This is a genomic window from Aquirufa sp. (genome assembly GCF_044342065.1).
Taxonomy (GTDB): Bacteria; Bacteroidota; Bacteroidia; order Cytophagales; family Spirosomataceae; genus Aquirufa.
Window position 1 is genome coordinate 87,551 of sequence record NZ_JBIIQN010000005.1, and the last position, 25,188, is coordinate 112,738.

Here is a 25,188-nt window from a genome sequence, read left to right on the forward strand (position 1 = left end):
TAAAATTAATCGCGGTAATTTAAGGCAGGCTTGCGGTCGCCCAACAATGATTTGTATTGAAATTCGGCGCCTCCACGTTTGGTCAACCATTCCGCGCGTGCCTCCTCGATCAAAGCAGGTTTCTTAAATAAATCCATCGCGGTGGCCGCTAGGGTTTTCGCAGCTACCATCATCCCTTTTCGGCCTATCGACATACCGCCGGCAGCGACAGCTTGCCAGCTATGCGCGGAGGTACCTGGAACCCATGTCGCGGTACCCAAACCGACCGTTGGCACCACCCAGCTCACATCCCCCACGTCCGTGGACCCACCACCACTCGGATCCGGACGATCCATAAATACTTGATTTGTCGTAGCTAAATCGACGGCTTGCATGCCAACCGTCTGTTGCAATTGTTTCGCAAAAGCAAGTTCAGAAGCATTCAAGGTATATCCGCCCACGGCTTTTAGATTCGCACCCATCACATTGGCTAAACGCTGATTTGGCAAAACTTCATACACACCACCGATCAACTCCGCCTCATACCGCGTGCCGGTTCCCAGCGCTGCACCCTCGGCAATTTTCTCCAATCGACTCCACACATCAGCCACCACTTCCCGCTGCGGCGAACGTACATAATAATACACCTCCGCAAAATCAGGCACGATATTTGGCGCTTTGCCACCATTCGTAATCACATAATGAATCCGCGTCGAAGACGGCACATGCTCCCGCATCATATTCGCCATGTGGTCCATCGCCTCCACGCCATCCAAGGCCGAACGACCTCGTTCCGGTGAGGCTGCCGCATGCGATGACAATCCATAAAAACGAAATTTCCCTGCTTTATTGGCCAATGAAGACGAAGCCGAAACGGTGTTCTCATCATTCGGATGCCAGTGCAACATCACATCCGCCTGACTAAATAAACCCGCCCGCACCATATATACTTTTCCAGAACCACCCTCTTCCGCCGGGCAGCCATATAATTTAATCGTTCCTTTTTGACCCGTTTCCTTCATCCAGTCCCGCACCGCAATCGCCGCAGCAACTGACGCAGTACCAAACAAATGGTGCCCACACGCATGTCCCGAATTACCTCCCAAACTACGTTTGGTGGGAATCGAATCCTGCGACAAACCTGGCAAGGCATCGTATTCTGCCATGATACCAATCACTGGTTTTCCCTGACCAAAGGTCGCCACGAAAGCCGTAGGAATATCCGCCACACCCGCCTCCACGGTAAATCCAGCCTGACGCAAGGTCTCTTGCAGCAACAACGAACTTTGCTTTTCCTTATACCCTACCTCCGCATAATTCCATATTTTTTGAGCGATTTGCCCATACTGAGTTTCGCGCTCCACTAAACGTGAAAACACTTTTTTCTTGTCCAGCTCTTGCGCTTGAATCGACATGGCTAAGCAGAAAGCAGTGCATGTCAAGAGTAATTTTTGCATCATATTAGATCGATTTAATAAAATCAAATTTAGCCGGAAGTACCCGAAATTCAAATGTGTTGGATTCCAAAACTTCCCCATCCACCTGCGCACGCAACACGCGATCACACGAAATGGTTTGTTGGCTTATCCGCGAAAATCTCAAAAATGGCAAACCCACGTGCTTCCCCGACTGAATAATGGGCATGTAAAATAGGCGCTTCCAGACGGGCAAAGGTTCGCAAATCATCATGTCTAATTCACCGTCTTCGACTGATGCCATGGGAAAAAAATGAAATCCGCCACCAGCACGCGCGGAGTTAAACACCATGCATAAAAAAACGGGACGCCCCGAAATTCGATAATGCTTAAATCTAAATAAGGCCGGAATGGCGGCCAAATAATAGCCTAAACCACCTTTGATGTACCGTATCGCCTCCATCGAGCGCAAAACCTCCCCCTCAATTCCGATCCCCACACCATTTAAAAATAGCATCTCATTCACCTGCCCCGCATCGAATCGCCCACGGACACCAGCCAGAATGGAAGCCAAATGAGCTTCACGCGAACAATCCCCAAAAAGTTTCCAGTAAAAATCATTGCCCGTCCCCCCTTTGAATAGGCCAATCGGCAAGGAACAGGTCGGATAACGATTCACAAAATAATTAAACGTTCCATCACCCCCCATCACCCAAACTTCCTTAAATCCATCCAGCGTTAATGGCCACTCCGAATCAAAAGCCGTGATTTGATGCGCAGCACACTGCTTCAAAACCCAGCTTACATAACTAGCTAACTCTTCTTTTTTGTGGGGATTAATTAAAAACGCAATTTGTTTCATCCACAAATAAATGAAATAAATACAAATTAATCCAATGCATTCCTCCCAGCCATTCCATCTGTAGGAACATTTTTGTATGTTTGTTTATGAACCAAAACTACCCAACCGCCATCATAACCGGCGCTTCCAAAGGAATTGGACGTGCACTCGCCCTCCTACTTGCCGGACATAATTTCCAACTCAGCCTCATCGCACGCAATCAAGGCGAACTCAAAGACCTCGCTGCGGAGATTACAGAAATTGGGCACCGACCGCTTTACTTTGCAGGTGATATTGCCGATGAAGCCTTTGTCACTTTGGCGATCGAAAAGACAGCCCACACCTTTCAGAAAATTGATTTCTTGATTAACAATGCGGGCGTTGGCGCTTTTGGGCCAACCGAAAGTTATACAAGCGAAAAATGGGATCAGGTTTTTGACACCAATGTGAAAGGGACTTTTTTGTGCACCCAACACGTCTTACCCCACATGAAAGAAGCGAAAAAAGGTCACCTCATCACCATCGCGTCCGATGTAGCGAAACGGGTTTTCGACGGTGGTTCCTTGTATTGCGCCTCAAAATATGCCCAACATGCCTTCACCGAAGCCGTGCGCAAAGAAGTCAGAAAAGATGGCATCAAAGTTTCTACCGTATATTCCGGTTTAGTTGACTCCCATTTTCATGCAGACCCGCAAGGCGATCCATCTCATCAAGGATGGTTGAGCCCTGAAAATATGGCCGACAGCATCTATTACATCATGAATCAGCCCGCGCATGTCGTGATCGACGAACTAATGATTCACCCTTTATCGCAGGAATATTAGCCAACAGTCTAGTACTGTTTGCGCACAAACATCCGATTATTTAAATTTAATCTGAAAATAAACCTGTTGGAATGTCTATAAAAAAACCTACGCTAAGCTTTAGTCAAATCATCAACATGAACGTTGGTTTTTTCGGCATTCAATATAGCTTCGGGCTCCAGCAAAGTGCGGTTAATCCCATATATGATTTCTTAGGGGCGAGTCCAGATGAAATACCCTTATTGAATTTAGCAGGACCGGTGACAGGTTTATTGATTCAGCCCTTCATTGGTGCCCTTTCCGATAGCACCTGGCATCCACGCTGGGGACGCAGAAAGCCCTATTTCTTTATCGGGGCACTTTTATGTAGTATCTGTTTAATCTTGTACCCATTCAGTTCCTCTTTGTGGATGGCCGCCAGTTTATTGTGGATTTTAGATGCAGGAAATAATACCGCGATGGAACCCTATCGTGCGTTTGTGGCCGATAAACTGAATGAAGATCAGCAGCCCACAGGCTTTCAAATGCAAAGTTTTTTCACGGGTTTTGGCCAAACTTTAGCCAATTTATCACTCTTTATTTTCCCATTAATATTTATCGGCAAAACCGGCTCCTTACCTACTTGGGTATATGCCTCCTTCTTTTTAGGAGCGATTTGTTCCATCGGGTCGATTTGGTGGAGCATGCGGACAACATCGGAAATTGAACCTACAGCCGAGGAACTCGCACAGATACGCGCGCGCAAAATCAGTGTAACGGAATCGGTTGTTGAAATTTTTCAAGCAATCAAGGTCATGCCAAAGGTGATGTGGCAATTAGCTTTGGTGTATTTATTTCAATGGTATGCCCTCTTTTGTTATTGGCAAAATTCCTCCAAAAGTATTGCCTTATCTGTTTGGAATGCAACACCGAAAGATAACCCGGAGCTATATGAAAAAGCGGTATCCTGGACCGGTTTAGTCAACGGATGGTACAATATTGTGACGTTTTTATCCGCTTTGGCCTTAGCGAATTTCGCCAAAAAATACGGAGCCAAATCAGTCCACATGATCTGTTTATTACTAGCAGCCATCGGATTTCTAGCGTTTCCACACATCGAAAACAAGAACCTGTTATTCTTTGCCATCTCAGGATTTGGTGTTGGCTGGGCCAGCATGATGGGAATCCCCTACTTATTAGTTGTCAGTGACATCCCCAAAGAACGTTATGGCGTCTACATGGGCATCATCAATATGATGATTGTGATTCCGATGATCTTACAAAATATCTCGTTTGGGTATATTTTAAAGCACTTTTTAGATAACGACCCGAGAAATGCGATTACCTTTGCAGGTGCTTTATTAGCCATAGCGGCTGTAGCAACCGCTTTTATTAAACAATCCCCAACTAAAGTAGCCTAATGAGTGTATTGTGTATTGGAGAAGCCTTGATTGATATGATCTGTACCGACAAAGGCTCGAGCTTATCAGACGGACAAAATTTTCTTAAAAAACCAGGTGGTGCGCCGACCAATGTAGCCGCGGCAATCGGTGCCTTAGGTGGCTCCGTGGCCTTGTCTGCCAAAGTGGGCAATGACCCATTTGGCAAACAATTAAAACAGGTGATGGCTGAATTCCATGTGGACACAACGCATGTTCATTTGGATTCCAAGCACTTTACTACCTTCGCTTTTGTCTCCTTAATGCTGGACGGCGAACGCGATTTCGTATTTAACCGCGGCGCAGATGCGGAATTAACCGTGGACGAAGTCAATCAAATTGATCTAAGCCAAACCAACATTATCCATTTCGGATCTGCCACCGCATTTCTAGATGGGCCGTTAAACGCAGCTTATTATCACCTATTGGAAGCTGCGAAAAACGAAGGCAAAACAATCAGTTTCGACCCCAATTACCGCCATTTATTGTTTGGCGACAAACAAGAAAGCTTTATCAAACAATCCTGGATATTCCTGAAGCAAGCGCATTTCACCAAATTAAGTGATGAGGAAGCCATGCTCATTACAGGAAAAAATACACTGGAAGAAGCAGCCCAAAACTTGCTCGATCACATCCCTGGCGTATTTACGATAACCTTGGGAAAAGAAGGAACGCTGTTGGGATTAGGTGGAAAAACCTACATCATTCCGAGCATTGAGATCCAGCCGACGGATACCACAGGCGCAGGTGATGCATTCGTGGGTGCGGTTTTATACCAGTTGGATCGCGATAACCTGAAACCAGAATCGCTTTCATGGGATGATTGGAATGGTTTAATCCAGAATGCCAACAAAGCCGGTGCGCGTACCTGCGAATATATGGGCGCCATGGAGGCATTTAAACATTTGAATAACAGTATTTTAAATTAATATCCGTGTACAACCCAGCGCTTCAAAAAAAGCTTCATGAGCTAATAAAAACGTATAAAATTAAAGATGCCACTTTTCAGGAGCGTTTTACGGCGAACTTGGATGATATATTTACCCATTTTCACGCCATTTACGGGTCACACCCCTTAGCGGCAGGATTATTCGAAACCTTATTAAATTCCATTTGTCAAGCGCACCTAGATCGATCGGATGCGTTAAAAAAGCGGGACACCGACAAGGAAAAAAAAGGCAGTTGGTTTTTGAGTCAGGACCTGGTGGGCATGAGTTTATATGTGGACCGTTTTGCTGGCCAAATCAATAATCTCCCTTCCAAACTTCCTTACCTCGAAAAACTAGGTGTTAATTTCCTGCATTTGATGCCATTGTTTAAAAGCCCGGAAGGGGAAAGTGATGGAGGCTATGCGGTGGAAGATTTCCGGGTGGTGGAAGATCGCTTAGGAACGATTGACGATTTACGTGCATTTCAGGCTGAATTACAAGCAAAAGACATGTATTTGATGATTGACATCGTACTCAATCATACCTCCCATCACCACGAATGGGCGAAGTTGGCAAAGAAAGGAATCAAAGAATATCAGGATTATTTTTACATGTACGATGATCGCCGCATCCCGGATTTGATGGATGAGACGATGCCTGAAATTTTCCCGGAGAGTTCCCCGGGGAGTTTTACGTATGATGAAAAAGCCGACAAATGGGTGATGACCGTGTTTCATCACTATCAATGGGATTTGAATTACACGAACCCAAGGGTGTTTGTAGAGATGCTGGGCAACGTATTTTTCTATGCCAATTTGGGTGTTGATGTAGTCCGTATCGACGCACCGGCATTCATTTGGAAACAGATGGGAACGACGTGCCAGAACCTTCCGGAGGCGCACCAACTACTACAATTGATAAAAATGTGTGTGGAAGTGGCCACCCCGGGCATGGCGATTTTGGGCGAGGCGATTGTGGCTCCGGCACAGATTATGGCGTATTTCGGTACCGGCAGATATGCAACGCATGAATGTGATTTCGCCTATAATGCCACGCAAATGGCTTTGCAGTGGGATGCTTTGGCGACGGGAGATATTCGCATTATGCAGCATGCGCAGCATGAATTGCAGCGTAAACCATTGGGAACCACATGGTTAACTTATACCCGCTGCCACGATGATATTGGCCTGGGATATGATGACTACATGATTGAGCATGCGGGTTTTACCCCGTATGATCACCGGATGTACATCAAAAATTATTACAGCGGGACCTTCCCGGGCACACCGGCGCGAGGTGGTTTGTTTGCTATCAATCCGAAAACGCAGGATGCACGATTGTCTGGATCTTTGGCATCCTTGTGTGGGTTGGAATCAGCGATTGAGGCCAAAGACTCCGCACTCATTCAAACGTCGATTGATAAGATTTTATTAATGCAGGCGCAATCCATGTTTGTGGGTGGCTTGCCGATGTTGTTTTATGGGGATGAGATGGCGTATACCAATGACTATTCCTATTTACAAGATCCGGGAAAAAGCTATGATAATCGCTGGATGCATCGGCCGAATATCGACTGGAAACGGGCTGAACTGATAGATAAAAAAGGAACGATTGAACAGCAGGTTTTTGAATCGATGCAGCGTTTGATCGGGTTGCGGAAATCGTTGGCAGTTGTCGCTGATTTCAAAAATACCCGTTGGCTTGAAGTCCACAACAACTCTGTCATCGGATTCGAACGTTTTCTAGCGGGCGAAAAAGTGTTCTTTATATTCAATTTTAGTACTTCACCGCAGGCGCTAACCTGGTATGTATTGAATAGCTATGATTCACGGCCAGCTCAGGTGACTGATTTATGGTCGCAGGAAACCTTGCAGGTGGGCATGGATCATGAGTACATGCATTTTGCCCCGTATCAATTTAGGGTTTTGAAGTAAGTAGCGACGCGATACGTCGCGTCTGGCAATCCTGTTGTAGAGACGCGATACCTCGCGTCTGAAAAGCCCCAAATTATAACGCGATACCAACCGATTCACGAACTAGACGCGAGGTATCGCGTCTCTACAAATGCGACCCGGCGTCTCTACAAATGCGACCTGGCGTCTCTACAAATCAATAAATGTGCGTTGAAAACAAAAAACCTCCCGTGAATCTCTCGGGAGGTTTTAATTGAACAGAATCAAAATTGTTTTTATCCAACCTTAATTTAAAAACTAACTAAACGTATAAAGCGATCTAATCTATTATTTTCACCTAATTAGTAAGCTAATAACTAGTAAAGTTTTTTCTCACTAAAATTTACCATCTAAACATTGAATTATTTTTAAAATTTCAATTGAGAACAATAATCGTTTGACTTGTCTTTCATGTCATCTTAAAGAATAAATCCTGATATTTTTAGGTTACTAATTCAGTTCCATTCGAAGTATTGACTTTTATTGTATCCAATATCAGCCTTGTCTCCTTTTCATAAGCCAAACTCAAGTCATTTGAAAGGGAATCTATTTCTTCATTTTTAATAATATTTAGTGTACACCCTCCAAAACCACCTCCCATCATTCGGGCACCTAACACATTGGGATTTGATTTAACTGCATTAATTAGATAATCTAATTCGAAGCAACTAACGTCATATTCTTTACTTAACCCTTCATGCGTCGCGTACAAATGCTTGCCCAATGCTTGCAGGTCACCTTTTTGCAAGAATTGACATGCCTCATTCAATCGCTGAATTTCTTTAACTACGTAAAAACATCGATTGAATATTTCTTTATCATAAGGCAATACATAGGTGGTGAGTTGGTTTTCCGTAACATCTTTAAATGTTTTTACATCAGGAAAAATCTGTTTGATCAAATTTAAACCAGTCTCACATTGTTCCCTCCGGACATTATAGGCAGATGATGCTAAGGAGTGTTTCACATTTGTATTAAATAACACGAGACTGTAACCATCTAATTTCAATGGCATGTATTCAAACAGTAAAGAATCGCAATCAAGTTTAATCACTGAGTCTTTAACTCCATAAATACTGGCAAACATGTCCATCACACCACAATGAACACCAGCAAAGGTACTTTCTGCTTTTTGAGCGATTAAGACAAGATCAAGCCTAGATATCCCCAATTGAAATAACTCATTCAGTGCAAATGCAACAGCGGATTCTAATGCAGCGGAAGAAGATAATCCTGCACCTACGGGAATATCACCATCAATAACCATGTTGAATCCAGAAATTGAAAATCCTCGTTGTAACAATTGATCTACGACACCCAATATATAGGTTGAATAATCATTAGACGGTTTTATATCATTTAGGGCTATTTCAACACTAGATTCAAAATTGACCGAATATAGGCCAATTCTATCATCGTTTCTTTTAGATATGGCAACATAAATATATTTATCAATCGCAGCAGGAAGAACATAGCCCCCATTATAATCTACATGTTCTCCGATTATATTAATACGCCCTGGAGAGCGTACAATTAATGGATTCCCTTCAAAATGCTGATTAAAGATTGACGCTATTTTTGCCTTCATTTTAGCTATTATCTCATTTAATGCAACACGGTTGAAACAAAATTACTGACTTCGATACCGATTTCATTTAGCCCAGTTTGGTTATAGTGCACATGGTCCTTCATCCAATTTTGCTCCATAAATTGAGATGTTTTATCGTAAGCAATGAATACCTGAGGCATTTCCTTAGAAACTAAAGTCTGCATAGCTCTTACTTGATCATTACCAAACTTAGGCCTGCCTGACTGATAACCTGTTTGAATAATAAAAAAGGGTATGTTTTCTCCAAATTCTTTGCTAAATCGACTTATCAATGAAACTAATGCTTGCTTATAGTTTTCTGCATTCATTATACCGTCATTAATTGCATTTGCATCACGCTCACCTTGCATCCATATAATTCCACTTAGATTAGATTTGGTGATTTTTAATGCCGCATTAACTTTTTCTTGTGCTTGTTGGAACAAATTTCCAGACTGATCCCACGTTCCATAATTGCTCAATTCAGCCTTTTGATGACAGGAACTTCCTCCTCGAGCAGCGGTAATAACGACTACGGGTTTCTTGGTTTTTTGAGTCAATGAAAAAGCAAAAGCTGGCAAAATGGACCCTGAATTTGCAGGTTCTAAATCTTTCCATTTTTGACCTGAAGGATCTTGTAATCCTTTAATGGAATCTAGTATGACATCATATTCAAAAGCATTACGACTATGATAAAGTGAATTGCTAGCTAATTTATCTCCTTGACCAGTTGCATTACTTTGGCCTGCCAATAAAAAAGTTTGTTGGCTGATCCCCTGCATTGGTAAAATCAAATGAAGTAAGCAAATAGCAAATACACGTATCATTTTACTTTTAAAGGAATTGAAATATTATAATTATCACCTTTGTCATAAACGGCACAAAAAAGTGAAATAGGCTTCCCGTTAACTATTAATAACTGGGGCCTTTCTAATTTTTCTACGGACACGCTTCCACTTTTCCAAGGTATCATGGTCTTACTAACTAATGCATTTTTTCCTGGAAGCCAATCTAATCCATTTGAAGATTCAAAAAGAGCTAAACTTAATCCAGAGTTTGTAAATGACCCTTTAAAATCTTTTACTATAGCCCAATATTTTCCTTTTTGATACCAGATATATGGGTCTTCAGCGGCGAACCTTACGGTATCTTTCACAAAAATCCTTTGTGATTGTTTAACAAAAGGCCCAATTGGGTTATTTGAAATAGCTGCACCATGTAAAACCACACCTCCAAAAGGTAATTTTCCTTCGCTTACGCCTTTGTAAATCATCAAATATTTCCCATTCGATTGTTTTGCCACTGACGGATTTGAGGCAATCATATGATCAAAACTTTTATATGATGTATCGACAATAGGTTTATCAAATCGTTTCCACGGACCTAAGGGATGCTTAGCTACAGCTACTCCAATCCGCTGATGATTGCGGTGATTCCACCATTCACCATTTCCGTAATTACCCATGTAATAAAGGTAATATGTATTTCCAAAGCGGTGAATGTTTGGATTATGTGTCACGTCAGCGTCCCAATATTTCTTATCTCTTTTGGGTAATACAACCTTGACATGCTTATAAGGCCCATTTGCTTTATTGGAAACAGCCACAGCAATTTCACTATGTGTGGCCCATGCCATATGCGTTAATTTTCTTGGCCATCTACTATAAAACAAATAAAACTTGCCATCCTTGCCTTGGATTGGACTTCCGCACCAAACCATGTAATCATCTAATCTAAACATGGATTGCTTAGTTATTGGTTGAAGCAACTCATTTAAGTTTAAATCTTGGCCTTTACTTAGATGGCCAAAAAACAAGAACAGCAAGAGGCAATAACGTAGTTTGATAGTATCCTTCATTTTAAGTAACGATTAGGCCTTATTCTTTCCTGGAGCGCTCAACAACTTGATTAATTCAGGCAAGTATTGCTCATATACCTGACGAGGACTTGCGGAATTTTTCACGCAGATCGAGGCTGCTTTACCCACAACTTCACCCATCATACCACATGTCCTCATGACACGTACTGGACCTAAACCAGTCTTGGTAACGCTGATATTTCGTCCTGCCATAAATAAGTTTGAAATATTCCGACTATATAAAGTGCGGTAAGGAGCCCAATACAAATTGCCATATTGATATTCTTTTCCACGCGTATAATCAGCTACAAATTCATTACCCTCAAATCCAGATTTAAACTCTGTTTTAGGCGTATGTAGGTCCACATGCCAAGAACACGGGAATGATCCATCTGAGAATTTCTTCTGAGATTTGAAATCTTCTGCATCTAAAACAACGTCTCCCATCAACCTTCTTGATTCTCTTTTTCCAGCGATATAGGCAGACCATCCCAATCGGTGATTCGGATACATTTTATCTACATTTTTGATAGCATCCCACGCACCATACATGGCTCTGAAATTATGATCGCGAATTAATTCGATATCATTTACTTGGTCTTTGTTGAAACCACTCTCCCAATACCACATATTTGCAAATGATTGTAAGCCTTCTTTACCGAAAGTCTTAACACCTTTTCTCCCCGGGAATGGCATATCTGTAAGATCTAATGCCCATGGACATCTTGGAAAAGGTTGTGCATAATTGCCCACTTCACATTTTAACGCTAATGCACTTTTATCTTTACATTCGCATTTAAGAACTTCCTCTTTATTGGTCGCATCAAGCACATTAAACAAATTAGTACTTCCCATTAAGTTCTCAACTTTATACTCATAATCCGCTCCAGCTTTAAAACCTAAAGTCGCATCACCCGTGCAATCCGCGAAATAAGCTGCTTTTAATTCCAAGTGTTTGGATGTACGTAAATGCTGAATAACAATTGACGTTATTTTATCCCCTGTTTTCTTAACTTCTATCGCTCGATTCTCAATGAATAAAGTAATATTAGGCTCCTGAATTACCTTTTGATATTTCAAATCATCATCGTAGTATTCAGCACTTACCCCATTAAATACTTGACCTGATCCTTTTGTGATGTCTGGTAAAATCTCTGATACGATATCTCCAATGTGTGGATAAGGCTCTTTATTCGTATGACCTTCTGGCCAAACACGAACTTCAGAACTACCATTACCCCCAAGTACCGGACGGTCTTGAACAAGCGCCACTTTAGCACCATTTCTTGCGGCCGAGATCGCAGCACAGGTACCAGCTAAACCACCACCAACAACAATAAAATCAAATGAGCCACCAAATTCCGGATTTTCAGGTAAGCCATTCAACTTGCGTCTAAATTTAGTCAACGCCTGTATGTCATTCGTAGGCTCAAAATTCAAATCTTTACAGAATAAAATAGCCTCACATCGACCTTCAAAACCAGTTAGGTCATGTAGTGCAAGTTTTGCGCTTTTGCCAACTTTTATCGTTTTTCCATCATGCCAATGCCAGTCGGCACTTTTTGTACCAAACACTTCCTTGATAGGCTTGCCATTTACTTTTAACTGGAACTTACCTGGAGCACCTGGCGCATTCCATGGAGCGACCCAGTCTTTGGTACGTACCCAAACATGATATGTCCCTTCTGAAGGAAAAATTATTGTGGTAGTCGCATCTTCAACAGGAATACCTAATCCATGGGCCAATAAATAAGGACTGCCCATTCGCTCCATAGATTGCTGGTCTATATTCCAGCCTCCAAAATTTTCAAATTGCTCTGCTTCAACAAAAACAAATTCATTTGAATTTGAATCATATTTTGATCCAAAAGCGCTAGCCATATTACCAGCTAACAACATTAGGCTAGTATTTCCTAATAAGCCTACAAAATTTCTTCTTTTCATAATGGATGAATTTTAAACGAACAAATCACATCTATAATTAATACTAAATAAAATTTAAGTCTCTACCATGAGTTTCGTCTATTGCATAAAAGGCCACTATGATGACAGGAATACTGAAAAGTTTAGATAAGTGATCATAATTTGTCATAAATGTAATTGACGGTAACTCTTAAAAAAAAATGATTAAATCAATTACCTATATGTCAACCAAGTTGTCGCCTCACAATTTTTATCGGCTGAAAAACGAATCCATCGAGCCTGAAAATCAGAAGCAAACGTATATTCAAAAGTTTCATTTGGCTTTACTTCTACCTCTTTAAATTGCATCCAAGGGCCATGGCCAATCGGCTCAACTTCGATTTTAAACTTAACTGTCTGGCTTGATTTATGTGAAATTTTCAAGCTTTTTTTATCATAAAATCCAATTAAATAAGGATCAGATTTCGTGTTTGCTACAACTTGTGAATTTTTCCATGGACCACCTTGACCAAGCGGTTTTCCTAATTTCCAAAGATCATCAATGGTCCCCGCCCAAACTTTTGCTTTCCCATCAGTAGACGTGATTATGTGCTCATTACTTAAATTTCCATGATTAATACCAGTCATAACTAATAAACCACGATAGGATGCATAATCATGTACGGATAAAGCGTGTGACGCCACAGGTCTAATTTTAGCATATCCATCTGCATTCTCTGCAGGAAGCTCATAAAATGTACCATGCGCATTCAATAAATCACGTTCAGTAGCCACTTCCCGGTCAATACGCATCGATCCCGATTGAATCTTATTCGTGAAGTTCTCGTTCCCTTTTGGCAGACGCCATCTTCTTCCCGCATCGTCCACAACTAAAACAGACGCTTCCTCCACGATAATTGCATCTTTAGAAATTTCAAATTTTGATCGAATAAAATCAGCCGTTTTCGGATCCTCTTTGCGAGTCAAATGCATGGCACTATCCAATTCATAGTAACCTACTTCATTGAATTTACCCTTGGCAAAATCACCAGCCAAAATTCCAAGTTTCCGACGTTTATCACCAAGAGCATATAAAAGTCCTGCTGAGTAGTCATTCCCAGCAATGGGACTAATTCCCGCAAATATTTTGTCAGCGCCTGCTACAAATCGCGTATCATCTGTGTAATTAAAATGAACAGTAGCCGTCGTAGATTTATTTGACTTTACTTTAATCCACTCACCTACTTCTGTGGACGGAAAAGAAACGCTTGATGAGCTACCTGCTTTCACCACAACGCTTCGAATTTTTTTCCAAATACCTGTCCCCTTTGCATCCACCTCAAAACTAAACGTAGCATCTTCAACTCCGGCATTAGATATCCAAGCAATTCGCTTTTTCCAACCAGCAAATAGGAAAGGTTCTGAACTAACATTTGCTACTATTTTTTCCGAAAGCCATACTGCACCTTGCGCCGTATTGGGACCCAATTCATCTGGCTTTTCAACAGAGGTAAACCATAAATTTGAATTCGATTGACCAGGGCCCTCTATATTTCCTTTCGCTTTACGCTTATTCAAAAATTCTTTCTGTGCCGAATCATCACAGCCAAAAACCAAACCGCCTTGCCAACGAGTGAAATCTCCAATCACCTTCAAATAGGCAGACCGAGGACGAATTCCAGCCGAATTTAGAATAGAAAAAGATTGAGGAAAATGCCAAAACATGCCGTGCATTGTCATTAAATACTCAGGCATTTCTGGCGTGCCTACATCCCGAATACGCGGCCATTCTGTATTCCATCCGTGCGCACCATCATAACTATGGCTAGCTTTGGGAAGTCTAAAAAAGGACCATTTACCTGACCCTCTTACCCCTACTAATACAGATTTGTGATCCCATCCTGTAGCCCAAATAGCATCCGTTTCTGGGTTCTTATTTCCATAAATTCCACCAGGACCAGATACTTCAACAAACTGATTGCGTCGAACTACCTTCCAATCTTTCCCATCCCACTCAGATAATGAACCCGATTCTATGTCAAATTGCTTAAGTGCCTTATCTCCAGATTCACCATTGTTGGAATACACCATCACTCCCTGGCCCGAATAGAGTCCTTTGCCATGTGCACCAGGTAAGAGTGAGCTACTAAAATTATTAGCAATATCATTCGTCTTCTTTACTTTTAAATTACCATCCTGATAAAGTAATCTGGTACTAAGATTATGTACATCCACTTCATAAAAACCTTCCTCCATTGTACCTAAAAGCAAGTTACTTTGTGGATTTTTAAGACCTCTTGCTAGTCCCGTGTGGCGACCAGGAGCCTGCGTGTAAGGTATTGTCCGCACGTCGCCTGTAGAATTGATGGCATAAGGCCCAATAAACAATTGGTTACTCTCGCTGTGAATCATTCGATTCGCTGGAGTTCCCCCAATACTTTCCGGCCTCGTTTTCCGGTCTAATTGCGGACTAATTTCATATAGCTTATCAGATGAGCCAAAAGGCAAATGTGGCCCATAAGTAATTACCCAGAGTCGGTTTGCCCAGGGAACCACCGCTCCTGTCCCGCATTCTCCTTCATTGTTATAGTAAGCCAAATGTGGATATATTCCACTGAATTGAAGGTACTTAGAATTACTTTGAGCTTGGACTGCAAAGCATACTAGAAATAAATAAGCTGTTAAGACTACGTGTTTAAACTTCATGACATTAGGTTTAATAGGTTTATAGAAATGGCTTTTCTAGTTAATCAGAAAAGCCATTCCATATTAGAATAAGAAGCTCGTATACTACATGTATACTTTCGAAAAATGCAAGTCTTTAATAACCTTCATTTTGCTTCATATTCTTATTGATTTGTATTTCTTGTGTTGGAATCGGCCATAGATATTGACGATTATTCCAGGTTGTAGGCACCAAGTTCCTTATGAGTCCTGTTTTTGCCATCTCACTGAAATCAGGTGTCCCATCTTCGTCAATTTTAGGTGTACCCGCAAAAAACCAAAGATTTTTATCCACAACTTTTTCTTTCAAATCTTTAGGATCTAATAACCCGTATATTGGTCGGGTTAACACTTTTTCAGCCAAACGCCAGCGAACTAAATCCATATACCTCATTCCCTCCGCAGCAAGTTCCATTCTGCGTTCCATACGGAGCTGCTTTCTAAGCTGAACTTGGTTGCCATTTTTAATTGCTGGATAGTTTGCATCTGCTAAGGCAACTTTATAAGCCCTTGCTCGAACTAAATTCATCGCATCTAAAACAGACTTATCTATTTCATTTAATTCAATTTTAGCTTCCGCGTACATTAACAGAATATCAGCATAGCGTATAATAATCTGTTCTGGCTCTATTTGTCTTCCATTTTGCAACCAGGAATCGTCTATTCCTTTTTTCCAAACTAACCCATTAAATGAAGCAAATTGGGCATTTGCGCGGTTATCATTATTAGTTACTCTGGAATTGCTGCTTAACCTAGTTACCTGCAATGCAGTTGGATTAGGATCGTAGATAAATCCTAAATGAGCTGTTCCAAACTCAACAATGGATGCCGTACACCGAGGATCTCTGTTCTTAAATGGATTTCGAGGGTCATAAAGAGGCGAACTATCAATCGTATTACCATCAGTACACAGGTAAGAGCAAAATAAATCCCATGTTGGATTCGCTGCAGCGAAACCACCTGAGTTTCGAGTTATCTTATCCGAAGTCGGTCCTATTGTTATTTTCAACTCCAAAGAACGCGGAATTGAAAATATAACTTCCTTCGAGTTCTTTGTACTTTGAAGAAATAAATTTGCATAATCACCATGTAGTACATATTGACCCAGATCCATACAAGCTTTTGCTGCTTCAGCAGCAACTCGATAATCTTTTTCATACAAAGCATGGCGCGCTTTTAATGCCATTGCACTTCCTCTACTTACTCTTTTAACTGCTGAAGTAGGATACGAAAGGGGTAAATTTTTGATTGCAAAATCAAAATCCTCATAAATTTTAGCAGTTACTGCTTTTTTATCTGTTCTTCCTTTCGCATAAGCCTCTTCAATACTAATTACATTATCACTGTAGACAACATCCCCAAATTTAGTAACCAACTTGGAATATTGGGCAGCACGATGAAAGCGAGCTTCTGCTAAATACACATCCAACTTTGCTTGAGATACTTTACTTTTAGTCTCAGCGCTATTTAAAGCTGAAATAGCACGGTTAGCTCGCGCAATTGCTTTGTATGAGTTTCGCCATAAATTAGTCGAAAAGCCCGATTGACTTGTAACCGTTCCAGCTTTTATTTCTGAAAGTGATTGACGGTAAAACCCATCATCAGATATAAAACTATTATTTGTACCATCCTCATCCCACTGCCACCAATCAATTCGATAGAGGTCATTCAGTGCTAACTGAATTTCAACTTCGTTTGAGTACCACTTATCAGCAGATGGCTCAGCTAAAGGGTATAAATCAAGGGAATTTTGGCAGGAAGCTAATAAAATTAAGCCTAACACTGCACTATATATTTTTGCTCTCATGATATTAAAAATTAAAGATTTAGAAAGTAATGTTGAAACCACCCATGACAGTCGACACTGTACCAATTCCTTCAGGATCCCATCCTTTTAGGTATTTATTTGCCGTAAAAATATCGGTGGCATTCACAAATAATCGTATGTTTTTAGACATGATTTTTTGCGAAATTCTAGTAGGAACAGTATAGCCGATTGTAATATTTTTTAATCGGAAATACCCCCCATTAAATAGCCAAAAATCTGACATTGCTCTGTTTAGTCCTTTATTTGTCTCCGTAAATCTTGGATATTTAGCTGCTAAATTTTGCTCAGGCGTATTATTCAAACTCCAAGTACTTCCCCCATCTAAATAAACAGGAAATACTCCCCAGTTTTCTGCATTATAGTCTGTAAATGAAAGATTAGACACAGCCTGATAGCCAATACCTTGGAAGGTGATACCTAGATCAAATCCTTGGTAATCCAGCTTTATATTTCCTCCATACATCCACTGAGGCTGAGAACCTCCCAATAATACGCGGTCATATTCCGGCGATATTTTACCGTCTGGTACTCCATTAGGGCCACTAATATCCGTGTATTTGATATCGCCAACTTTTACATTGTTACTTAACTTGGCCGAATTAGTTACCTCCTCTTGCGTTTGATAAATTCCAGCTGCACGATACCCATACCATTCATCAAATTCACTACCTAATTTTTTAATTCTATCTCCTAAAAATTCTGTTCCCCCTAGGTCTCCCATAATTGATTTGAATTGAGAAAGGTTTGCAGAAACTGAATACCTTAGTTTTCCGATGTTATCCGTCCATCCCAAATCTAAATCGATACCTTTCGTTGTCATTATCCCCGTATTTTGATTTGGGTTTTCAAAACCTACGAAAATGGGGATTTGTAAGGCGAGAAGCATATCCTTGGTTTCTTTAAAATAGCCATCCACGGTCAACTTCAAACGATTCTTCATGAAATATGCATCAAAGCCGACATCCGTTGAACTAGTTTTTTCCCATGATATATCTTTGATTGCATATTGAATTTGAGCCGCTGTTTGTTGCGCATTAACGATGTTGTTTTGGAAAAACAGGGCATTTCCAAAACTCATGATACCGATTGACGGATAATTACCAATTCGCTCATTTCCAAGTGAACCCCATGAAGCACGCAGCTTTAGAAATGAAACAACATCTTGTGATTTCATGAAAGACTCCTCACTAACTACCCAGCCCGCTGATATCGATGGAAAAACTCCCCAGCGATAATCTTCATTAAATCTTGAAGAGCCATCTCGACGAATATTAGCTTGCACTAAATATTTGTCTTTGTAACTGTAGGTTGCACGCCCAAAATAAGAACGATATGCCGTTTCGAACGCAGTACCAAAATTATCGCGCAATGCAGCCGGACCTTGATTCAAGAAAGGATATGTATCGAAAAGGTACTGGTCACGCGAAGCACCCATGGATTCTGACTTTGAATAAAAATTTTCGTAACCCGCTAAAAATGTAAAATCATGGTTACCGATAGTTTTTAGATAATTCGCTAAAAGCTGGGTAGTCAAATTAATATTTGTTGATCTATTTTCATCCAAGCGTGTAGTCAAACCTCCGCTTATTAGCGTGGCAACAAACTGATTTGGATTATCCGAGGCAAAAGCATCAACTCTTTTATTGAATCTTTTTTGATAGTCAAAATCAAAAATAGGCGCAAGAATAGCTGATAATTTCAGCCCATCAATGGGTTTAATATCCAATCCAATTCTTCCGCCCACTTGGTTGAAATTATTATCATTTGTACCACCATATTTAATCTTCGCATAGACGTTTTCCCCTGCTTTACCATCTGCAATTCGACCATCCGCCCAGAGTGCTGGGTAAATAGGTGATGAAATTCGTACCCTTCCCAACGGATCATTCGCAGTTGGATCAGTTGTATTCGTTCGTTTAAAATTAATATCGAGCGTACCACCAATGTACTTATTGATCGTAAAGTCATTATTTGATCGAACAAAAATTCGTCCATAGTCTTTATTTTCATAGAAACCTCCTAGCTTCTCATAACGTAACGAAACGCTTGACTTAACAAATTGAGAACCAGCGATAACGCTTATACTATGCGCTTCTCTCGGAGCTCTTTTATTTAGCGTCAAAGCCATCCAGTCCGTATCAGGATATCTATCAGGATCCGAAATATATTTTTGATTGTAATCCTTAACTAAATCTTGACTGAATGTTGGGAATTTATTCGCACCATTGCCCGCATCGTTCCAACGTAGTTCATTGACAAGTTCCATATACCTCAATGAACGCATATATTCAGGCAACTGCGTAGGCATATCCACTCCATTTTCATAACTATATTGAATCGATGCCTGGTCATTTTTAGCTCGTTTGGTTGAAATCAAAATTACACCTGAGGCAGCTCTAGAACCATAAATTGATGCCGAAGCAGCATCTTTTAAAACAGAGAGAGACTCAATATCATTCGGGTTGACTTGATTTACATCAGCAACTGGAACGCCATCCACGATTACTAATGGGTTCGAATTCCCAATCGTCGTTACACCACGAATCCGAATATTCGCTCCACCCATGGAACCATTGGCTCCATTTCGAGTAACTAATACACCCGACATTGATCCCTGTAAGGCTTGTGAAACTTGAGTTTCTTTCCTCTCCTTAAACATTTCACCATTTATGGATGATATAGCACCTGTTAAATCCTTCTTTTTTTGAACACCATATCCTACAACTATAACTTCTTCTAAGGCCTTGTTATCTTCAATCAGTACTAAATTCAAAATAGAATTATTGCCAACTATCACTTCCTGAGACTTATAACCAACAAAACTGATCACTAAAACTGATTTATTGTCCGGTACAGCAATTGTAAATTCTCCATTTGAATTCGTTGATGTTCCACGCGTTGAACCCTTAACAGCAACATTTACACCCGGAAGTTTTTCGCCTTTGGCATCTGCTACCGTACCTCTAATATTCAGTTCATCAATTAGTTGATTATCGAGTATTATAGATCCCTCCGATTGAGAGATTGCTTTTTTATCGTCTCTTCGTAAGACTATTCGATTACTCACCTGAACATATGAAATATCAAGTGGAGTTAGCAGTCTACTCAAAACGCTCGAAAGCGACTCATTATGAGCACTTATATTTACTTTTTGAGTAAGCTTTAAGGCCCGAGAATTATACGAAAACTTAACCTGAGAGGTTTTTTCTATTTCCCTAATTGAATTTTCCAAGCTGACATTGCTAAGAGACAGATTTACTTTTGTGTCTAGTAATTCTTGCGCCTTTGCTGGCATTGCCATGGTTATACTCGAAAAAATGAGGTAAATGGCTATTTGTGTTATTGAAACTTTCACGATGTAACGGAATAACCGCCGATTAATAAGATTTATTTTCATAATTTTGAAAAATAAGGTTAATACTCTTTGACTGGTGTTGACTTAGCTCGTAATCCTTTAAAAGGGTTTTTGAGATGTAAGAGCGTCTGAAATGTTACAGCATTTCGGCGCTTTTTTTAATTGGTCATTTTTTAATCATAGGCCACATGCTTGTTTATTTACATCCATTTGAAATAATTTTTATTTGATTTCCATTCATCTCATACCGCGTATTATTACCCAAACTCGCACAAATGATCTTGAGCTTTTCAGGTAATGGTTCATCAATTAACGAGGTGGTTAAATAACACTCCTTCAATTTCTCCATTGGAAAATCGATGGAAACCAAATAGGCTTGTTCAATTGTTGCAAAAATTTGAGAAACAGGAATATCACGGAATTCAAAATTCAATCGTTCAATCGATTTTGCACTTTGCAACAAGGACTCATCACGCGTCAGATCTAGGATCTTTTCGAAAACTTGATTTTTTCTTTCAAACCTAGCCGCTTGATTCGGGTAAAGGGTTACTTCGTTAGATGCATTTGCTAGTGATTTTTGGATTCCACTCACTTTAACCTTACCCGTTCGTACCAAAACCTCTACGCGCGGTTGATTGGAATAGGCAACAATTCGAAAACTTGTACCAAATACTTTAGTCACCGTTTCATTGGCATAGACCATGAATGGCTTGTTTGGATCTTTGCTAATTTCAAAAAATGCCTCCCCTGAAAGATACACTTTACGGTCACTTCCCTTAAAGTTCTTTGGGTAGCTTAACTTGCTTTTAGGCTGAAGTAGAATTGAACTCGCGTCCGAAAGGGTAATCAACTGTGGTTTATCCGTATTATTTATCTGCTCAATTAATCCATTCGAATCCCCCTGAACTACGTATTGATTTAGTGGGGTTACATTCGTTTCACTGAATGAAAACTTCGTGTAAATACCCGCAGTGACTAATCCAATCACTAAAACAGCCGCAGCCGCCCGGAAGATGTTGGCCTGAAAAAGGCGGGTAATCCTAGATGATGAATTTGACTTCCTAATTTTGCTCCACGTAAGAAACAAGGCTTCTTGGGTTTCTTGATTCGAAACCGATTCTTCATCAACCCGCATGGCAAGAATCCACTGCCGCGCTTCCGCGACAAGTTTAGCCCTTTCTGTATTTTCAAGCGTCCACTCTTCCCAATTTGACAAATCCTCCTTTTCCCTAACCCATCGCTGAAATGATTCATCCGTAATGAAGTCGAGAACCGACTTGTAAAAATTCCTGTCTTGCATCTAATAGTATAGCTTTTCAGATACAGAGAGGACACGAAGTAGTTTTGGTACTCAGTTAATTGTGTGTTTTTTATAAAAAAACTTAAAAATTTGCAGGATTGGTAAGCAAAAGAGCTACTAATGATATAGGGAAATCACTTCTAAGACGCGAAATAGCTCTGTGCAGCAAGTTTTTAGTCGACTGATAGTTCATATCAAGAACTTCTGCCACCTGTTCAACTGTAAGCCCTTGGTGGTACCGAAGATATAAGGCTTCTTTTTGCCTATCTGGCAAATTATTTATACACTGGTTTAAATATTCGACCTTACTGGCCATCGATTCATCAGCAATTAGACGCTCCTCGACTGAAAAATCAAACATAAAATCAAACGAGTCTACATCTTTTACATGTGAGAAAATATGATCCCGTTCCCTAAATCTAGCAATTCGGTTACGAACACATGAAAACAAATAAGCTTTGACAACAATAGCCGCATTAAGTTTTTCAGAATATTTCCATATATCCACAAAAACATCCTGGACACAGTCTTTTACAATATCTTCCGAGGGCATTAAGGTTTTACCATAATTAACTAATGAACCATAATACCGTTCAAATAGCATGGAAAACGACTCTTCATCACCTGCTTTTAACTGACTCCAAAGAACGGAATCACTGATTTTATTCCCGAAAGATTTGATTTTTTCCAAAAAATTGAACTTTACAAACCAAAACTAGAATATTTTTTAGATTCATCATATCAAATTGTTATCAATTTTTGATGAAATATGCGCGCATCTTCCTGTAGCGGCGCGACGATACCAACCGTCTCACGAACTAGACGCGAAGTATCGCGTCTCTACAAAACCGACCTATCGTCTCTACAAATGCAACATAGACGCGAGGTATCGCGTCTCTACAAATACGACCTGGCGTCTCTACAAATGCAACATAGACGCGAAGTATCGCGTCTCTACAAATGCGCTAATTTATTGCATGAATTGATCAATCAGTTGGACCGTTTTATCGAACCAACGGGTAAACAACAGAAACGTATGCGGCGAATTCTCATGGGTATACACATCCGTAAACAGGCCAAATTGGCCCATCTGAGCACGAAAATCTTCCCTTCCCGCATGCATACGCGCAATACCTGAATTGATAAATAATACCGGCGGATCTTGTTTAGATACATGATGCAAAGCTGATCCCTGATTCCAAATGGCTGGATTCTCCGTTTTCGAATAGCCAAAATAAGACGTAGCTGCTGACATCCGCACGCGATCATCGCCTTCCCCCGACTCCGGATGAATGAAGGCCAATATACCATCGAGGTCAATCACCCCTTTGATTTTTTGACCCGGACCAAATAAATTTTCATCCTGAACGGAACCCAGCAACGCCGCCATTTGGCCGCCTGCGGAATAACCGGCCACAAAAATTTGATTCGGATTAATATGTAATGCTTTTGAATGCGCATGCAAATAAATCAACGCCGCCTGCGCATCTTCCATCGCAGCTGGATACAGGGCCTCTGTCGACAAGCGGTATTCTGCCAGAAAAACACGATATCCTTTTTTTGCCAAAGCCTGCGCCAGCGCGACATGTTGGGACCGATGGCCCGATCGCCAGCCACCCCCGTGGAAAAACAACATGGTCTTGCGGGAGTGCTTATCTTTTGGCTCATACACGTCCAGAACTAATTTCCGTTGGCCGATTTCCTTGTAGACTAACGTGCGTGTGGCCTTAATTTCTTTGGCCGTATATTCCGCAAGTTTTAACGTAGGATCTGTTTTGAGCGCGGATTGCCAAGCCGAATAATTGGCAAAACTGGTATCTGGAATTCCGGTGAGGCCTTGGGTATTTTGGGCCAATAAACCCTGACAAACAAACACGAATAGGATTCCGATCTTGCGCATATTTTATAAAGACTGGGAATCGAATTTTATAATCATTCTTAGTAACTTGGGCTTTCAAATCTGAACCTATGCAAAAATTACGCGTATTAGTGGTGGGATGTGGCAACATGGGTGCCTCCCACGCCACGGCTTATCACAACTCTCCCGCTTTCGAAATTTGCGGACTCGTTTCTCCCGGCAAAAGCAAGGAGACATTGAATCAAAAATTAGGCGGCTCCTACCCATTATTCGACGAATATATATCCGCATTAGCTGAAACCAAACCCGATGCCGTTTGCATCTCCACCTACCCAGACACGCACGAAGCGTATGCGATTGCGGCCATGGAAGCAGGTTGCCATGTGTTTATCGAAAAACCCATTGCCGATAGTTTAGCGGGCGCGATTCGCGTGGCAGCTGTGGCTCAAAAAACAGGCAAAAAACTCGTTGTAGGCTATATTTTACGCCACCATCCTTCGTGGATTAAGTTTATCGAAATTGCCAAAGAAATGGGAAAACCACTCGTCATGCGGATGAATTTGAACCAACAATCCCACGGATACATGTGGGATGTGCACCGTAATTTGATGGCAAGTTTAAGCCCAATCGTGGATTGCGGCGTGCATTACATTGATGTCATGTGCCAAATGACGCGTTCGAAACCCATACGTGTTTCGGCGATTGGGGCGCGCATGACGGAAGATATTCCGGCTGGAAATTACAATTATGGCCAACTCCAAATTCATTTTGAAGATGGTTCTGTGGGTTGGTATGAGGCTGGTTGGGGCCCAATGATTTCGCAAACGGCTTACTTTGTCAAAGATGTTTTTGGACCCAAAGGCTCCGTATCTATTGTGGCGCAAAATGCGAGTGGCGAGGGTAAATCGGATTCCGTAGAATCACATACGAAAACCGAATCGCTTCGTGTGCACCATGCCGATATCAATGCAGAAAATGAGTTCACCCGCGCAGATGAGTGGATTAATTTGACAGATGAACCAGATCACCAAGGTTTATGTGATCGCGAGCAAGCTTATTTCCTACACGCTATTCAGGACAATGTGGACTTAACTGATCACGTAGAAGACGCGGTAAACAGTTTGCGAATCGCATTCGCTTGTGATGAGTCGGTAAGGACGGGGAAGATGGTGGTGCTGTAAGTAGTCACTAGTCGCTAGTCGTCAGAAATAAGTCACTAGTCGCTAGTCACTAGTCTAAAAAAAAGTCCGAAGTACATAGGAAAAGGGTTGAAAGCTAATGGCTTTAAACATTATTCTATAGACTTCGGACTTTTTACTTTTCCCCTCCGGACTGACGACTAGCGACTGACGACTAGCGACTGACTACTTATTTCAAATACTCCCCCAACCAATTCCTAACCTCCTGATAATGAAATTTCGAATTATCCGGACTTAAG

Annotated in this window: 17 protein-coding genes; 5 read left to right on the forward strand and 12 right to left on the reverse strand. The window is 41.1% G+C overall.

What is annotated here, in order from left to right:
- Positions 1 to 5: 5 nt before the first annotated feature.
- Both ACIQZ2_RS03565 and ACIQZ2_RS03570 read right to left on the reverse strand, forming a co-directional pair.
- Entirely contained in the window at positions 6 to 1,436 is a 1,431-nt protein-coding gene (locus tag ACIQZ2_RS03565; protein WP_395767484.1) for an amidohydrolase, read from the reverse strand.
- A gap of 4 nt (positions 1,437 to 1,440) precedes the next feature.
- A complete protein-coding gene (locus ACIQZ2_RS03570) occupies positions 1,441 to 2,256 on the reverse strand; it encodes a diacylglycerol/lipid kinase family protein (RefSeq protein ID WP_395767467.1) in 816 nt (271 codons plus the stop codon).
- Between the two features lie 86 nt (positions 2,257 to 2,342).
- Between ACIQZ2_RS03570 and ACIQZ2_RS03575 the strand changes: the two genes are divergently transcribed.
- The 4 genes from ACIQZ2_RS03575 (at position 2,343) to ACIQZ2_RS03590 (ending at position 7,319) form a co-directional block, all read left to right on the forward strand.
- On the forward strand, positions 2,343 to 3,059 hold the full coding sequence (locus ACIQZ2_RS03575) for an SDR family oxidoreductase (protein WP_395767468.1): 717 nt from the start codon (positions 2,343 to 2,345) through the stop codon (positions 3,057 to 3,059).
- Positions 3,060 to 3,130: 71 nt separating this feature from the next.
- Entirely contained in the window at positions 3,131 to 4,438 is a 1,308-nt protein-coding gene (locus tag ACIQZ2_RS03580) for an MFS transporter (RefSeq protein ID WP_395767469.1), read from the forward strand.
- Positions 4,438 to 5,385: a carbohydrate kinase gene (locus ACIQZ2_RS03585; protein ID WP_395767470.1), complete on the forward strand. Its 948-nt coding sequence runs from the start codon at positions 4,438 to 4,440 to the stop codon at positions 5,383 to 5,385. Before ACIQZ2_RS03580 ends, ACIQZ2_RS03585 begins: the two co-directional genes overlap by 1 nt.
- Positions 5,386 to 5,390: 5 nt before the next feature.
- Positions 5,391 to 7,319 carry an amylosucrase gene (locus ACIQZ2_RS03590; protein WP_395767471.1) on the forward strand — a complete coding sequence of 643 codons (1,929 nt, stop codon included), beginning with the start codon at positions 5,391 to 5,393 and terminating at the stop codon, positions 7,317 to 7,319.
- Positions 7,320 to 7,779: 460 nt separating this feature from the next.
- Here the strand turns inward: ACIQZ2_RS03590 and galK are convergent, their stop codons facing one another.
- The 10 genes from galK to ACIQZ2_RS03640 form a co-directional block, all read right to left on the reverse strand.
- The gene (galK, locus tag ACIQZ2_RS03595; protein WP_395767472.1) at positions 7,780 to 8,925 is read right to left on the reverse strand and encodes a galactokinase; all 1,146 of its coding nucleotides are present in this window, start codon (positions 8,923 to 8,925) and stop codon (positions 7,780 to 7,782) included.
- 17 nt (positions 8,926 to 8,942) lie between these two features.
- Positions 8,943 to 9,707, reverse strand: coding sequence for a sialate O-acetylesterase (locus tag ACIQZ2_RS03600; protein WP_395767473.1), 765 nt, complete (start codon positions 9,705 to 9,707; stop codon positions 8,943 to 8,945).
- A 41-nt stretch (positions 9,708 to 9,748) separates the two neighbouring features.
- The gene (locus tag ACIQZ2_RS03605; RefSeq protein WP_395767474.1) at positions 9,749 to 10,783 is read right to left on the reverse strand and encodes a glycoside hydrolase family protein; all 1,035 of its coding nucleotides are present in this window, start codon (positions 10,781 to 10,783) and stop codon (positions 9,749 to 9,751) included.
- Positions 10,784 to 10,795: 12 nt separating this feature from the next.
- Positions 10,796 to 12,727, reverse strand: a complete 1,932-nt coding sequence (locus ACIQZ2_RS03610; protein ID WP_395767475.1) for an FAD-dependent oxidoreductase — start codon at positions 12,725 to 12,727, stop codon at positions 10,796 to 10,798.
- 192 nt (positions 12,728 to 12,919) lie between these two features.
- Entirely contained in the window at positions 12,920 to 15,391 is a 2,472-nt protein-coding gene (locus ACIQZ2_RS03615; protein ID WP_395767476.1) for a hypothetical protein, read from the reverse strand.
- A 115-nt stretch (positions 15,392 to 15,506) separates the two neighbouring features.
- Positions 15,507 to 17,216 (reverse strand): RagB/SusD family nutrient uptake outer membrane protein, encoded by a 1,710-nt coding sequence (locus tag ACIQZ2_RS03620; protein ID WP_395767477.1) that lies wholly within the window; start codon positions 17,214 to 17,216, stop codon positions 15,507 to 15,509.
- A gap of 19 nt (positions 17,217 to 17,235) precedes the next feature.
- Complete coding sequence (locus ACIQZ2_RS03625) at positions 17,236 to 20,634, reverse strand: SusC/RagA family TonB-linked outer membrane protein (protein ID WP_395767478.1); 3,399 nt, start codon at positions 20,632 to 20,634, stop codon at positions 17,236 to 17,238.
- 154 nt (positions 20,635 to 20,788) lie between these two features.
- Complete coding sequence (locus tag ACIQZ2_RS03630; protein WP_395767479.1) at positions 20,789 to 21,892, reverse strand: FecR family protein; 1,104 nt, start codon at positions 21,890 to 21,892, stop codon at positions 20,789 to 20,791.
- A gap of 82 nt (positions 21,893 to 21,974) precedes the next feature.
- Positions 21,975 to 22,583 (reverse strand): RNA polymerase sigma factor, encoded by a 609-nt coding sequence (locus ACIQZ2_RS03635; RefSeq protein ID WP_395767480.1) that lies wholly within the window; start codon positions 22,581 to 22,583, stop codon positions 21,975 to 21,977.
- Between the two features lie 279 nt (positions 22,584 to 22,862).
- On the reverse strand, positions 22,863 to 23,792 hold the full coding sequence (locus ACIQZ2_RS03640; RefSeq protein WP_395767481.1) for an alpha/beta hydrolase: 930 nt from the start codon (positions 23,790 to 23,792) through the stop codon (positions 22,863 to 22,865).
- 68 nt (positions 23,793 to 23,860) lie between these two features.
- Between ACIQZ2_RS03640 and ACIQZ2_RS03645 the strand changes: the two genes are divergently transcribed.
- Entirely contained in the window at positions 23,861 to 24,931 is a 1,071-nt protein-coding gene (locus ACIQZ2_RS03645; RefSeq protein ID WP_395767482.1) for a Gfo/Idh/MocA family protein, read from the forward strand.
- Positions 24,932 to 25,188 lie beyond the last annotated feature (257 nt).

Coding starts and splice junctions, on each gene's coding strand:
- ACIQZ2_RS03630 (WP_395767479.1), bottom strand. CDS start 21,892: ATGCAAGACAGGAATTTTTACAAGTCGGTTCTCGACTTCATTACGGAT.
- galK (WP_395767472.1), bottom strand. CDS start 8,925: ATGAAGGCAAAAATAGCGTCAATCTTTAATCAGCATTTTGAAGGGAAT.
- ACIQZ2_RS03580 (WP_395767469.1), top strand. CDS start 3,131: ATGTCTATAAAAAAACCTACGCTAAGCTTTAGTCAAATCATCAACATG.
- ACIQZ2_RS03565 (WP_395767484.1), bottom strand. CDS start 1,436: ATGCAAAAATTACTCTTGACATGCACTGCTTTCTGCTTAGCCATGTCG.
- ACIQZ2_RS03640 (WP_395767481.1), bottom strand. CDS start 23,792: ATGCGCAAGATCGGAATCCTATTCGTGTTTGTTTGTCAGGGTTTATTG.
- ACIQZ2_RS03605 (WP_395767474.1), bottom strand. CDS start 10,783: ATGAAGGATACTATCAAACTACGTTATTGCCTCTTGCTGTTCTTGTTT.
- ACIQZ2_RS03610 (WP_395767475.1), bottom strand. CDS start 12,727: ATGAAAAGAAGAAATTTTGTAGGCTTATTAGGAAATACTAGCCTAATG.
- ACIQZ2_RS03625 (WP_395767478.1), bottom strand. CDS start 20,634: ATGAAAATAAATCTTATTAATCGGCGGTTATTCCGTTACATCGTGAAA.
- ACIQZ2_RS03600 (WP_395767473.1), bottom strand. CDS start 9,707: ATGCAGGGGATCAGCCAACAAACTTTTTTATTGGCAGGCCAAAGTAAT.
- ACIQZ2_RS03645 (WP_395767482.1), top strand. CDS start 23,861: ATGCAAAAATTACGCGTATTAGTGGTGGGATGTGGCAACATGGGTGCC.
- ACIQZ2_RS03615 (WP_395767476.1), bottom strand. CDS start 15,391: ATGAAGTTTAAACACGTAGTCTTAACAGCTTATTTATTTCTAGTATGC.
- ACIQZ2_RS03575 (WP_395767468.1), top strand. CDS start 2,343: ATGAACCAAAACTACCCAACCGCCATCATAACCGGCGCTTCCAAAGGA.
- ACIQZ2_RS03585 (WP_395767470.1), top strand. CDS start 4,438: ATGAGTGTATTGTGTATTGGAGAAGCCTTGATTGATATGATCTGTACC.
- ACIQZ2_RS03570 (WP_395767467.1), bottom strand. CDS start 2,256: ATGAAACAAATTGCGTTTTTAATTAATCCCCACAAAAAAGAAGAGTTA.
- ACIQZ2_RS03620 (WP_395767477.1), bottom strand. CDS start 17,216: ATGAGAGCAAAAATATATAGTGCAGTGTTAGGCTTAATTTTATTAGCT.